Below are 12,393 nucleotides of genomic sequence, written 5' to 3' on the forward strand. Positions count from 1 at the left end.
CCCGCTGCGGCAGCTCGGCCTCGATCCTTCGAGACGCCGCTGCGCGGCTCCTCAGGATGAGGGTCAGAAAGCGGCTTGCCACTCCTCGCGCACGCTTGGGTCGTGCTCGTTGCTCGCCGCAGTCAGCTTCATCGCCTCAAACTCTTCTCGCTCCAGCAACTGTCCCAGCGCCCACACCGCAGCCCCGCGCACCAGCGCGCTCGGATCACTCAGCAATCGCCGCGCCTCGTCCGCCAGCGCCACCTCGCCCGAGTTGCCGATCGCAATCAGCACATTCCGCAAGAACCGGTCGCGGCCGATGCGCTTCACCGGCGACTTCGTGAACAGCGCGCGAAATGCGGCATCGTCGAGCCGTGCGAGCTCGGCAAGGCCAGGTGCACGCAATTCATCGCGCGCGGCGAGCTTGGTCTCGCGTCCCTCCTGCGCGAACTTGTTCCAGGGGCAGGCGGCGAGGCAATCGTCGCAGCCATAGATGCGGTTGCCGATGCTCTTGCGAAACTCGTGCGGGATCGGCCCCTTGTTCTCGATGGTGAGATACGAGATGCAGCGCCGCGCATCGAGCTTGTAGGGCGCGGGAAACGCCGCGGTCGGGCAGATGTCGAGACAGGCCCGGCACGAGCCGCAATGATCGATCTCGGCATCGTCGCGCGGCAGCTCGAGCGTGGTGTAGATCGCGCCGAGGAACAGCCAGGAGCCGAATTCGCGCGAGACCAGGTTGGTGTGCTTGCCCTGCCAGCCCAGATGCGCGGCCTGCGCCAGCGGCTTTTCCATCACGGCCGCGGTGTCGACGAACACTTTCACATCCGACGGCGCGGCCGCGACCAGCCAGCGTGCCAGCGCCTTCAGCCGCTTCTTGATGAGGTCGTGATAGTCGTCGCCCTGCGCATAGACCGAGATCGCCGCGCGCGTACGCTGCTTCAGGATCGCCAGCGGATCGGAGTCGGGACCGTAATTGACGCCGAGCATGATCACGCTGCGCACGTCGGCCCACAGCCCGCGCGGATCGACCCGGCGCTCCGGCTGCGCCGCGAGCCAGTCCATGTCGCCATGTCCGCCCGAGGCGATGAACGCGAGGAAGTGCTTTCCGGCAGCCTCGATCGTACCGGGTGCGGTGATGCCGACGCAGTCGAAGCCGAGCGCGCGCGCCTCGCGCGTGAGCTGCGCCTTCAGTTCAGTCGGATCGGAGTTCAGAAATCCAGGTCCACATAGGTCCGCGACGCCGGCACGCCGGCCAGCCATTCGCTCAGCAGCGGACGGAACGACGGGCGGGATTTCACCCGCGCGTACCACGCCTTTGCTGCGTCGTCCTCGCTCCATGGCACGTCGCCCAGATAGTCGATCGCCGAGAGATGCGCCGCGGCGGCGAGATCCGCGTAGGTGAGCCGGTCGCCGGCGAGGAAGTTACGCGTCTGCGCCAGCCAGCCGATATAGGCCAGATGATAGCGCACGTTGGCCTTGGCCGCGCGCATCACGTCGGCCGAGGGCGGGCCGCCGCCATTCTCCTCGCTCATGAAGCGCTTGTAGATGCGCTCGGTCACCAGCGGGTGCGAAACCTCCTCGAAGAACTTCTCGTTGAACCAGGCCATCAGCCGGCGCACCTCGACGCGCTCGAAGGTCGTCTCCGGCATCAGGCGCTTGGGTCCCATCCCGACGCCATAGGCCTCGTCGACATATTCCGCGATGATCGCCGCGCCCGGGATCGGCGGCTGCTCGTCGTCCACCAGGACAGGCGTCGAGCCCGCCGCGTTGAGCAGCAGAAATGCCTCGCGCCGTTCCCAGCTGCGCTCCTCGACCAGCTTGAGGTCGAGCCCGTATTCGCCCGCGATCAAACGGATGAAGCGCGAATGCGGGCAGAACGGATGATGAAACAGCGTAAACATGAAGCCTTTGACTATTTGATGGTGCTTAAGAATCCATCAATGTTTGTGCGGCGCCACACTAGTCCTTCAAAACCGCGAAGCAAGAGCGCGATGCAGCATTTTGCGATTGCAGCATTGGAGGGAATAGGCGAGAAGAGCCCCGCTTTTCCAGCCGAAATGGACCGTAAATATGTCAGATGCAATACGGGCAGTGATCCTCGGCATCATCGAGGGTGTGACCGAGTTCCTTCCCGTGTCCTCGACCGGCCACCTGCTGCTTGCCGAGCGTTTCTTCCATCTTGGTGAAGGCGACTTCTGGGATTCGTTTACCGTTCTGATCCAGCTCGGTGCGATCCTCGCGATCGTCGGGTTGTATTTCAGGAAGCTGTGGGACGTCGCGATCGGCATGTTCACGGGCGATGCCTATGCGCGCCGTTTCGTGATCGGTGTGCTGGTGGCGTTTCTGCCTGCTGTCATCGTCGGCCTCGTTGCCGGCAAATACATCAAGATCGTGCTGTTCAACCCCTGGGTCGTCTGCTTCACGCTGATCGTCGGCGGCGCCATCCTGCTCTGGGTCGACAGGCTCGAGCTCAAGCCGCGCGAATTTGACGCCACCAAGTTCCCGCTGCTGATGTATCTCTATATCGGCATCGCGCAGTGCGTGGCGATGATTCCGGGCGTGTCGCGCTCAGGCGCCAGCATCGTCGCCGCGATGCTGCTCGGTGCCGACAAGCGCGCCGCCGCGGAGTTCTCGTTCTTCCTTGCCATCCCCACCATGATCGGCGCGTTCGCCTACGACTTCTACAAGAACCGCTCCGAGATGACGATGGACCATATGGGCGTCGTCGCGATCGGCTTCATCGTGTCGTTCATCACCGCGGTCATCGTGGTCAAGACGTTCCTGACCTACGTCACCCGCCACGGCTTCGTGCTGTTCGCCTGGTGGCGCGTCATCGTCGGCACGCTCGGCCTGATCGCGCTGGCGCTGGGGCGTTAACCTCGAAACTCGTCGAGACCTCAACATAAAATAAGCTTTTGAGCGGTAGGCAGTTTCCATAGCGGGGCGCGGCGCGCACCTCGCACAGGAGCTGAACCATGACCCTCGTCTCCGGCTGGGGACGCTTCCCGGTCGTCGATACCGATCTGCTGCGGCCGCGCTCGTTCGAGGCCGTGGGCGACGCCGTCGCTGATGTGGCCGGCTCGGTGGCTCGCGGCAACGGTCGCGCGTACGGCGATGCCGCGATCGGAGCTGCCAGGACCGTCGCGATGACCGGCTTCGACCGGATCAGGTCGTTCGATCCCGCCACCGGCCGTGTTCGCCTCGAGGCCGGCGTGCTGTTGTCGGACCTGATCGACACCTTCGGCCCGCGCGGCTTCCTGCCCTTCGTCGTGCCCGGCACGCGCTTCGTGTCGGTCGGCGGCGCCATTGCCGCCGATGTGCACGGCAAGAACCATCATTGCGAGGGCGGCTTCGGCCGCTATGTCGAGAGCATCCTGCTGCGCACCGGCGAGGGACAGACCATCGAGGTCTCGCGCGAGCAGAATTCCGATGCCTTCTTCGCGACCGTCGGCGGCATGGGCCTCACCGGCGCGATCCTGGAGGCGACGATACGGCTGCGGCGGGTCGAAACGGGGTGGATCCGCGAGCGGGTGATCTCCGCATCCGATCTCGACGCGGCGATGCGCGCGCTCGATGCCGGTGACACCGCGACCTATTCGGTGGCGTGGATCGATTGCGCCGCGCGCGGGCGAAGTCTCGGCCGTTCGCTGATCTATCTGGGCGAGCACGCCAATAATGAGGAGCTTGCGGACGGCGCCGACGCATTTCCGGTCGGCAAGAATCCCGGCCTCAGCGTGCCAATCGACATGCCGTCGATGACGCTGAACCGCTATAGCATCCGCGCCTTCAACGAGCTCTACTACCGCATGGGTGCGCGGCGTGCCGGCGGCAGCCATGTGGTCTCGCTCTATCCCTATTTCTTCCCGCTCGACAGCATTGCCGACTGGAATCGCATCTATGGCAAGCGCGGTTTCCTGCAGCACCAATGCGTGATCCCGGAAGCCGGTGCGCGCGCCGTGCTCGGCGAGATCCTCGATCGCGTCGCGCGGCGCGGCGATGCCTCCTTCCTCGCCGTGCTGAAGAAGCTCGGCCAGGGCGACGGCCTCCTGTCGTTTCCGCTGCCCGGCTACACGCTGGCGCTGGACTTTCCTGTGAAGGGCGACATCCTGGACTTCCTGGACGAGATCGATCGTCTGGTCGTCGCTGCCGGCGGCCGACTCTATCTCGCCAAGGACGCGCGTCAGTCGCGCGCCACGTTCGAGGCCGGCTATCCGGCCTTGCGCCGCTTCAACGCGATCCGCAAATCGCTCGATCCCAAAGGCACCATCCGTTCGAAACTTTCACAACGCCTGTTTGATGAGGTCTAGGCCGTGACGTCACGCAAGTCCGTTTTGGTGCTGGGTGGCTCCTCCGATATCGGCCGCGCCGCCGCGCGCGCCTTTGCCAAGGCCGGCTACGATGTCGGCCTCGCCGGCCGCGACGTCGCCGCGCTGGAGCCTGACGCCGCCGATCTGCGCGTGCGCTATAGTGTCGATGTCGGTGTCTACAGGTTCGACGTGCTCGACACCGCCTCGTTCGAGGGCTTTGTCGGCAGCCTTCCGGCGTTGCCTGACGTTGTCATCTCGATCGTCGGACTGCTCGGCACGCAGGAGAGCGCGCAGAGCGATCTCGCCCACGCCACCACGATCATGCGCTCCAACTACGAGGGACCGTCGCTGATCCTCGGCCTGTTCGCGGAGAAATTTTTGGGCCGCGGCAGCGGCATCCTCGTCGGCGTGTCGTCGGTCGCCGGCGATCGCGGCCGGGCCTCGAACTATGTCTATGGCTCGGCCAAGGCCGGCTTCTCCGCCTTCCTCTCGGGCCTGCGCGCCCGCGCCAGCCGTGGCGGCGTGCACGTCGTCACGGTGAAGCCCGGCTTTGTCCGGACGAAAATGACCGAAGGCATGAAGCTGATCGGCCCGCTGACCGTCGAGGCGCCCGTCGTGGGCGATGCGATCCTTCGCGCCGTCGAGAACAAGACCGACGTCGTCTATGTCAGCAGCAAATGGCGCCTCGTGATGCTGATCATCAAGACGCTGCCGGAAGCGGTGTTCAAGAAGCTGAAGTTTTGAACGTCGTGTGACGGGTCAATCTTCGCCCCAGCGGCGGTGCGCCCCCTCTCCCGCTTGCGGGAGAGGGTAGGGGAGAGGGTGCCTCCACAAAGAGACTCCCCTAGAGGAGAAAGCCCTCACCCGGATTGCTTCGGACGATGCTTCGCATCGCCGAACGCAATCCGACCTCTCTCGCAAGCGGGAGAGGTGAAACCAACTCACACGCTCATGCGCTGGAACTGACCGGCCGAACGGAAGCGCCAGAGATATTGCGGAGCGATCGCCTCCAGCGAATCGGCCGCGATGCCGAGCCCTTCCAGCGTCAGCCCCGCAGCCTTCGCCGCATCCGACACGATGTTGTCGCGCTGGAGCAGCGTCACCTGGTCCGGCGTCAGCTTGAACGCGCCCGGCGCGAATTGCAGGAAGTTGGCCTGGAAGCGGGCGAGGCCGAACGACAGCGGGATTAGCATGCGCTTGCGGTCGATGATTGCGAGGATCGCCTCGATGATCTCGCGCATGGTCAGCACTTCCGGCCCGCCGAGCTCGTAAGTGGCGCCCGCCTTGGCCTTGCCGTCGACGGCATCGGCGATCGCGGTGGCGACGTCGCCGACATAGACCGGCTGCATCCGGGTCTCGCCGCCGATCAGCGGCAGCACCGGCGACATCCGGGCCAAGGCGGCAAAGCGGTTGGTGAACTGGTCCTCGGGGCCGAATATCACGGAGGGGCGGAAGATCGTGGCGGAGGGCACCGCGGCCAGCACCGCCGCCTCGCCGGCCGCCTTGGCCTTGGCGTACTGCGAGGGCGATTCGGCGTCGGCGCCGATCGCGGAGACGTGGACGAGGCGCGCGCCGGCAGAAGCAGCCGCCTTGGCGACGGTCTCGGCGCCCTTGGCCTGGACGGCGTCGAAGGTCTGCGCGCCGCCCTCGGCGAGGATGCCGACCAGGTTGATCACGACATCCGAATCACGCAGCGCCGCCTCGACCGAGGCCGGATAGCGCAGATTGGCCTGCACGACATGGACCTGCCCGACCTTGCCGGAGGGTTGCAGGTATCCGGCCAGTTCCGGCCGCCGCACCGCAACACGGACCCGGTAATCCCGCCGGCACAGCGCGCGGACGACATTCCGGCCCAAAAACCCCGATCCGCCGAAAACCGTGACGAGAGTTTCCAGATTCGATGCCATGGGGTCCATTCCTGCAGGGAAGAGTGCGTATTATCAGGCTTGTATCGGGCCGGTTTGCGATGCGCAATCCGCATCACAACGCATGAATTGACAACGGCGTCACCGAACCGTAGTAACCGCCTCCGTGCCCCAAACGGCATGCCCAGGTGGTGGAATTGGTAGACGCGCTGGCTTCAGGTGCCAGTGGCTTAACGGCCGTGAAGGTTCGAGTCCTTTCCTGGGCACCATCGCTCCGCGATGTTGTTGATTTCGCTGAAGTCCCTGATCACCAGGGGTGATCGAGCGTTTGCACATACTTCCGCGAATGGTTTCTCCCTTGATTGGCTCCGAAAGGGCGCTCCGGCTGATCTGACCGACAGGGCGGCGGGCTTGGCGCTGCGCATCCTGGAGACAAGACCACAATGGTCCGGGTCGGCCGCCTCGAGGGTCCACGGGATGGCCGCCAAGAAAGGCCAGGAGGAAATGGCGGCAGGCTGAAAGTCTCATCGAGAGCGACGTTGGCTTTGGGACGGTCTACCGGTTCATCTCCTGCGATCTCGCCTTTCGTCCCAACATGGGGAATCAGACGGCAAGGTGACAGGCGTCACAGAGCCTGAGCTTGCCTTCCGACAGTCTCTGGATACGCTGCGCGGATTGTCATTCGGGGCGACGATGGGCACGTTTCGCTGGTTTTCATTGTTCTTTTTCATCTGGCTGACGTGCGGTTCGGCCCATGCTGAGCGCCGTGTCGCGTTGGTAATGGGCAATTCCGCCTACAAAAGTGTAACCCGGCTCGCCAACCCCGCCAACGATGCCGCCCTGGTCGGAGGCATGTTCAAAAAGGCCGGGTTCGACCTGGTTGACGTCAGGACCGATCTCAATGCCGCGGAGATGCGGAAGGCCCTGCGCGAGTTTGGCAGCCGCGTTCGTGATGCGGAGGTCGCGGTCATCTACTACGCCGGTCATGGCATTGAGCTGGACGGGACCAACTATCTGATCCCGACGGACGCAGCATTGGAGACCGACAGCGACGTCTTCGATGAAACCGTCGCGCTGGACCGGGCTCTGATCGCTGTTGAGCCTGCGAAGCAGCTTCGCCTCGTGATCCTCGATGCGTGCCGGGACAACCCTTTCGCCAAAACCATGAAGCGCACCATGGCCTCCCGCGCTGTCGGACGCGGTCTGGCCAAGGTCGAGCCGACAAGCCCCAACACCATGATCGCCTTCGCCGCCAAGGCTGGATCAACAGCTTCGGACGGGGATGCCAGGAACAGCCCATTCGCCGCAGCGCTTGTCGAGCGGCTGCCGATGCCCGGTCTCGACCTACGCAAGGCGTTTGGCTTTGTCCGCGATGATGTCCTGAAGAACACTGGCTACAGGCAGGAACCCTATGTCTACGGCTCGCTTGGCGGCGATGACGTGCCGCTTGTGGCAGCGAAGCCGACGGCAACCGGCCCTCAGGCAAGCCCGGACGACGCTATTCGCCGGAACTATGAGCTTGCCCTGCAGCTCGGCACTCGGGATGGCTGGACGGTTTTCCTCGCTCAGTATCCTGAAGGCTTCTACGCAGGCCTCGCAAAGGGTCAACTCAACAAGATCGCGGCGGAAGAAGCTCGCGCAGTGGCCGCAGAGAAGGCGCGGCAGGCGGAAGAGGACAAGGCACGGCTTGCCGCCGACCGTGCAAAGAAGGCCGAACAGGACAAGGCAGCCGCTACGGCCAGAGCAGCTGAGGATGCACGGCTCGCCGCCGAGAAGGCCAAGCAGGTCGAGGAGACAAGGGCCGCCGCAGCCGAGCAACGGCGCAAGGAGATCGAGGCCGCTGTTGCGAAGGCTCTGGCTGATAAGCAGGCAGCAGAGAAGAAAGGTACCCCCGAAGCGGACCAGAAGGTTGCGGCCCTGCCCTCACCTACTGCTTCGCCTGAACCGGCGCGGTCTCCGCAAGAACTTGCCAAGTCGGTGCAATCCGAACTTCGCCGCGTCGGCTGTCTTGCCAATGAGGGGAACGGTGAATGGACCGCAAAGTCGCAGCGCTCCCTGACACTGTTCAACAAGTACGCGGGCACGAAGCTCGACACCAACCTCGCGAGCTTCGATGCGCTCGATGCGATCAAGGCCAAGCCAGGGCGGGTCTGCCCGTTGGTCTGCGATCACGGTTTCAAGGCCGATGGCGATACCTGCGTGAAGATCGCATGTCGGGCTGGTTATCGCGTCAACGACGATAATGAATGCGAGAAGGTTCAGGACAAGAAGCCGGTCGCCGCGCGTGAGGATGTGACGAAGCGGGATGCGGAGCGCAAGGGGGTCGAGGCTACGCCCGCGAAGCCACAGTCGAGCGGACAGATTGTTTGCAATAGCGCCGGCTGCCGGCCGGTGTCCAAAGGTTGTCGATTGGAATTCCGCAGGGGCGGCGGTAGTGCGAACACCCACACCGGCGAAAGTGTTGAAGTTTGTAACTAAGCTACGGTCAGCCCGCCCGACGCTGGCGTTCGGCTTTGCTCCCCAAACGGACCTCATCCCTAAAAAGCTCCGAATGCGCCGCACAGCTTCATGCGCGGCGCACCTGTCGGACAGCGGCAAGTGAACGGATACGCTAGGAGACGACCCGCAGCACGCCGGGAGGCTGCCACGTTCCTTCACCGGGCGGCAGAATGGAAGGCGGGGTGGCCTTCGGCCAGTAGAGCCGCATCACGACATAGATCGGACCATCTGGAGCTGGCAGCCAGTTCGCCTCCTTGTCAGGACCCGGCGACTTGTTCTGAATGTAAATCGTCAGCGACTCGTCCTTGCCGAGCTTGAGATTGGGCAACATGGGAGAATTGATCAGGTATCGATTGATCGGATTCTTGACGAGCAGTTGGGTCTTGCCGTCATACATTGTGAGGGACCAGAAGGCGTTGACCGGCGGCAGTTGTCCGGCAGGAAACGTCAGCGTGTAGCTCGACTTCGCGCAGTCGAGCGGCTGTCCGCCGGCATCGAGCTTGGCCATGGGATACATGGCTTCCACTGCGTCGTTGCCAAAAATACCGGCTTGCGCGCCAACCGCTCGAAGCAGCCAATCTCCGTGGAAGAATGCCGCGTCACCAAACGCCGAGCCGACGCGCCAGCCATTGATCCCCTTGCCCAAATTGGCAACCGCTTCGGTGACCTTGCGCTGCCCTTCCTTCATGCCGACCACTATCTCGGCCTTATCCTCGACCGAAAGGTCGCGGAAGTTGAACGTCTTTCCGGGACCGACGCCGATCCTTGCAAGTTGATCCCTGATCCAGCGTTCGTCCGGAAGCGCAGGGGCGAACTGAAGGGCAAAGTCGAGGTACTCGAAAAACTCGGTGCGAACCAGATCCTTTTCGAACTTCGGAAATGCGAGCGTGGGGGCCGCCACAGGCGCGGGCTGCTTGAGGAAGCCCGAGAGCGGCTGCACTCTGTAGCCGGCCTGAACCTTCTTGACGTTTTCGATATCGGCCGGCTCGAAAAGCTGAGTTCGGAACGTAGCGGCAGCGAAATCGCTGGTCGAGCGGAACACCTTGTTGATGCCTGCCGGTGTCGTGCCGGTCCAGTCGGGACCGACAACCATGTAGCTGCCGGGATCGCTGCCTGTCGCGCGACTGCCCACATAACCGAAATTGTAGGTGTTGGCGTCAGTGAGCATCAGCGAATAGTAACGCTTTGGATCGACCGCCGGCACCGAGATCACCATCGGCTCGGCCCGCAGCTCCATCCACGCGAACGAGTATGGCGTGTCGCTGTTGGGGGTGATCACGGCCGTGTCTTCGTAGGTGTAGACGCGCTCGTTGTTGTAGAGCTCGTTGAACGGCGCCTTGTACTGGCCCGAGTTCTTGTCGACGGCGTACTCGTACATGATGCCGTAGGCCATCACGATTGGCAGGCCATAGATGAACCCCGCTTCGGCAATGTCCTTGGCCTTGAAGAACCCCGGGCGGTCGGTGCGCGCCAGGGCCGGCTTCGGTTCGATCGCAGTAGCGGCAATCAGGCCCCACGCGGCGGATCCGAGAAAGCCTCGTTTCGTGAGCATAATCGTCTCTCCACCAATGCAGATGAGACTGGGACTCGTCCTCCTTCCGGAACCAGTTGCGTTGACGCAGATCAAGAAAGGGCCGCGCCCGGAATCGGACCCTGGGCTGCTTCCGATCAGTGAAGGTAACAGGGCGTGCGCTGCGGTTGCGCCGGGGCTCCTGTCGCCAAATCCGCCCGCTTCCTCACACCACTCGCTTCCCCGTCCGCTCCGACACCGCCTTCTGCACGAAATACATCGCGACCAGCGTGACGATCGTGGTCATGACGACGACGTAGCCGATCCGGTCGAAATGGATCAGCGCGCCGTCAGGCGCTTGCGCGATGATCGCGCCGGCGAGCACCGAGCCGAGACCGCCGGAGAGCTGCTGGAGCGAGGCGCTGACCGCGCTGAACGAGCCGCGCTGGCTCGCGTCGGGGATCGCCGACATCAGCGCCTGCGACGGGATCATGCGCGAGAAGATGCCGACGAACATCAGCACGTTGACGATGATCGCGGTCGTGAGCGAGACGCGGCCGAGATGGGTGTAGATCAGCACCATGACGACGGTCATCGCGCAGCCGAACACGAAGGTCGGATATTTGCCGAAGGCATCGCTGGCACGGCCGACCAGCGGCCCGGTGATGATGCTGAACAGGCCGGAGACGAGATAGATCGTCGGCAGATGCAGCATGTCGATGCCGAGATTGTGCACGGTGTAGGCGCTGGAGAACGGCATCAGCATGTAGCCGCCGGTCGCGAGCAGCGTCGTGACCGCGAAGGCCAGCGTATAGCGCGGCTCGAAGACCGTCGCGATCAGATGGTGGAACGGGTTTCTGTCCTGCTTGAGCCGCAAATGCGCGTCGACCGGCTCCATGACGAAGGCGATGATGGCGATCGTGACGATCGACAGAACGACGATCGCGACGAAGCAGACCTGCCAGCTCCAGTGATTGGCGAGAAACAGTCCGGCGGGAATGCCGAGCACCTGGCTCGCGGCGAACGCGGTCTGCACGAAGCCCATCACGCGGCCGCGCAGATGCAGCGCGAACAGATCGGTGATGATGGCCAGCACCACCGAGCCGATCACGCCGCCGAACAATCCGGTCACGATCCGGCCGACCAGCAGCACATGGTAGCTCTGCGCCATTGCGCAGAGCAGGGTGCCGAGCGTGAAGCCGACATAGAAGAACAGCAGCAGGCGCTTGCGGTCGAAGCGGTCGGCAAAGCCCGCGGCGAGGATGCCCGATAGTCCGGCGCTGAACGCGTAGGCCGACACCGCGACGCCGAATTGGGCGGCCGTGATGTTGAGCGCGGGCATCAGGATGGCGCCGAGCGGCGACATGATGATGAAGTCGAGGATGATCGTGAACTGCGTGAACGCCAGCAGCGCGATGAGGAGCGCCTGGTAGCGCGAGAACCCGCGCTGGCGTTCCTGTTGGTCGTCGATCGGCGCGGCGAGCGTTTGTTCGGTCATCACATTTCATTCGCAGTGAGCGGGGCAGGCGGTGCGGGAAACTCGCAACAGATAGGTATGCGCGGACGATTTTCACGGGGCGCCTGCCACAAGTTCCGTGAGTGTGTCGTAATCGCCTCTCGGCGGACGCCTTCCAGGAAAGCCTAGTTCTCCGGAAAGAGCAGCGGCTCGTAGTCTCGCGCGCCGTGAAGGATGTGGATCACCTCGATCACATCGAGACCGACCCGATAGAAAATCAAATAGTTTCCGAACGGGCGCCTGCGAATGCCGCGGTGCTCATAGCGCGGGACCAGCGGATAGGCGCGCGGCGCGTCGGCAAGGGTTTCACACTTCTCGCGCAGCCCCCGGATGAGCGTGAGCGCGCTCCGCGGGCTTTGCTCGGTGACGTAGGATGCGATGTCCTCGAGATCGGCTTCGGCTTCTGCGGTGACGACGACGTTCACGTCCGGCCCGTCTTGGCCGCGAGTTTCGCCTCCAACCGGTCAAAAACCTCCGAGCTCGGCTTGGTCCGGCCGGCGTCCGCATCGTCGAGCCCGCGCGCGATCGCGGCGTCCAGCGCGGCGAGCCGCGCTTCGCGCTCCTGGATCAGCCGTATGCCCTCCCGCAGCACCTCGCTCTTGGAGTGATAGCGACCCGACGCGACGAGTTTTGTTACAAAGTTTTCAAGGGCTTCGCCGAGATCTGCACTGACCGCCATGTTGCGCCTCTCTGCCAATATCCGCTTTAATAACTATT

General features: G+C 63.7%; 11 protein-coding genes and 1 tRNA gene. 5 read left to right on the forward strand and 7 right to left on the reverse strand.

Annotated features, from left to right (window positions below; genetic code table 11):
* Positions 1–63: 63 nt before the first annotated feature.
* On the reverse strand, positions 64–1,239 hold the full coding sequence (gene queG, locus ACVJ19_RS13500; RefSeq protein ID WP_453948719.1) for a tRNA epoxyqueuosine(34) reductase QueG: 1,176 nt from the start codon (positions 1,237–1,239) through the stop codon (positions 64–66).
* On the reverse strand, positions 1,188–1,880 hold the full coding sequence (locus ACVJ19_RS13505) for a glutathione S-transferase family protein (protein WP_453948718.1): 693 nt from the start codon (positions 1,878–1,880) through the stop codon (positions 1,188–1,190). The genes queG and ACVJ19_RS13505 overlap by 52 nt, the downstream gene beginning before the upstream one ends.
* 169 nt (positions 1,881–2,049) lie before the next feature.
* Between ACVJ19_RS13505 and ACVJ19_RS13510 the strand changes: the two genes are divergently transcribed.
* The 3 genes from ACVJ19_RS13510 to ACVJ19_RS13520 all read left to right on the forward strand — a co-directional run bounded on the left by ACVJ19_RS13510 (position 2,050) and on the right by ACVJ19_RS13520 (position 5,030).
* Entirely contained in the window at positions 2,050–2,856 is an 807-nt protein-coding gene (locus ACVJ19_RS13510; protein ID WP_453948717.1) for an undecaprenyl-diphosphate phosphatase, read from the forward strand.
* Positions 2,857–2,954: 98 nt separating this feature from the next.
* Positions 2,955–4,286, forward strand: a complete 1,332-nt coding sequence (locus tag ACVJ19_RS13515; protein ID WP_453948716.1) for an FAD-binding protein — start codon at positions 2,955–2,957, stop codon at positions 4,284–4,286.
* A 3-nt stretch (positions 4,287–4,289) separates the two neighbouring features.
* The gene (locus tag ACVJ19_RS13520; protein WP_453948715.1) at positions 4,290–5,030 is read left to right on the forward strand and encodes an SDR family oxidoreductase; all 741 of its coding nucleotides are present in this window, start codon (positions 4,290–4,292) and stop codon (positions 5,028–5,030) included.
* Positions 5,031–5,227: 197 nt separating this feature from the next.
* Here the strand turns inward: ACVJ19_RS13520 and ACVJ19_RS13525 are convergent, their stop codons facing one another.
* A complete protein-coding gene (locus ACVJ19_RS13525) occupies positions 5,228–6,193 on the reverse strand; it encodes a complex I NDUFA9 subunit family protein (RefSeq protein ID WP_453948714.1) in 966 nt (321 codons plus the stop codon).
* A gap of 140 nt (positions 6,194–6,333) precedes the next feature.
* On the opposite strand from ACVJ19_RS13525, the gene ACVJ19_RS13530 reads away from it, so the two are divergent.
* Together ACVJ19_RS13530 and ACVJ19_RS13535 are read left to right on the forward strand one after the other, a co-directional pair.
* Positions 6,334–6,420 (forward strand) — tRNA-Leu (locus tag ACVJ19_RS13530).
* A 424-nt stretch (positions 6,421–6,844) separates the two neighbouring features.
* Positions 6,845–8,629 (forward strand): caspase family protein, encoded by a 1,785-nt coding sequence (locus tag ACVJ19_RS13535; protein ID WP_453955096.1) that lies wholly within the window; start codon positions 6,845–6,847, stop codon positions 8,627–8,629.
* 133 nt (positions 8,630–8,762) lie between these two features.
* Here ACVJ19_RS13535 and ACVJ19_RS13540 read toward each other — a convergent pair whose 3' ends face one another.
* From ACVJ19_RS13540 to ACVJ19_RS13555, 4 genes are all read right to left on the reverse strand, one after another.
* Positions 8,763–10,202, reverse strand: a complete 1,440-nt coding sequence (locus ACVJ19_RS13540; RefSeq protein WP_453955095.1) for a DUF1254 domain-containing protein — start codon at positions 10,200–10,202, stop codon at positions 8,763–8,765.
* Between the two features lie 184 nt (positions 10,203–10,386).
* Entirely contained in the window at positions 10,387–11,658 is a 1,272-nt protein-coding gene (locus tag ACVJ19_RS13545) for an MFS transporter (RefSeq protein WP_453948713.1), read from the reverse strand.
* 143 nt (positions 11,659–11,801) lie between these two features.
* Complete coding sequence (locus tag ACVJ19_RS13550; RefSeq protein WP_453948712.1) at positions 11,802–12,101, reverse strand: type II toxin-antitoxin system RelE/ParE family toxin; 300 nt, start codon at positions 12,099–12,101, stop codon at positions 11,802–11,804.
* Positions 12,098–12,355, reverse strand: coding sequence for a type II toxin-antitoxin system ParD family antitoxin (locus tag ACVJ19_RS13555; RefSeq protein ID WP_453948711.1), 258 nt, complete (start codon positions 12,353–12,355; stop codon positions 12,098–12,100). The genes ACVJ19_RS13550 and ACVJ19_RS13555 overlap by 4 nt, the downstream gene beginning before the upstream one ends.
* Positions 12,356–12,393 lie beyond the last annotated feature (38 nt).

Source organism: Bradyrhizobium sp. USDA 376 (genome assembly GCF_054063675.1).

What these genes read in the sequence shown, in the direction of transcription:
- queG (WP_453948719.1), bottom strand. Translation starts at nt 1,239, where the DNA reads ATGGCTGGCCGGCGTGCCGGCGTCGCGGACCTATGTGGACCTGGATTT.
- ACVJ19_RS13505 (WP_453948718.1), bottom strand. Translation starts at nt 1,880, where the DNA reads ATGTTTACGCTGTTTCATCATCCGTTCTGCCCGCATTCGCGCTTCATC.
- ACVJ19_RS13510 (WP_453948717.1), top strand. Translation starts at nt 2,050, where the DNA reads ATGTCAGATGCAATACGGGCAGTGATCCTCGGCATCATCGAGGGTGTG.
- ACVJ19_RS13515 (WP_453948716.1), top strand. Translation starts at nt 2,955, where the DNA reads ATGACCCTCGTCTCCGGCTGGGGACGCTTCCCGGTCGTCGATACCGAT.
- ACVJ19_RS13525 (WP_453948714.1), bottom strand. Translation starts at nt 6,193, where the DNA reads ATGGCATCGAATCTGGAAACTCTCGTCACGGTTTTCGGCGGATCGGGG.
- ACVJ19_RS13535 (WP_453955096.1), top strand. Translation starts at nt 6,845, where the DNA reads ATGGGCACGTTTCGCTGGTTTTCATTGTTCTTTTTCATCTGGCTGACG.
- ACVJ19_RS13540 (WP_453955095.1), bottom strand. Translation starts at nt 10,202, where the DNA reads ATGCTCACGAAACGAGGCTTTCTCGGATCCGCCGCGTGGGGCCTGATT.
- ACVJ19_RS13545 (WP_453948713.1), bottom strand. Translation starts at nt 11,658, where the DNA reads ATGACCGAACAAACGCTCGCCGCGCCGATCGACGACCAACAGGAACGC.
- ACVJ19_RS13555 (WP_453948711.1), bottom strand. Translation starts at nt 12,355, where the DNA reads ATGGCGGTCAGTGCAGATCTCGGCGAAGCCCTTGAAAACTTTGTAACA.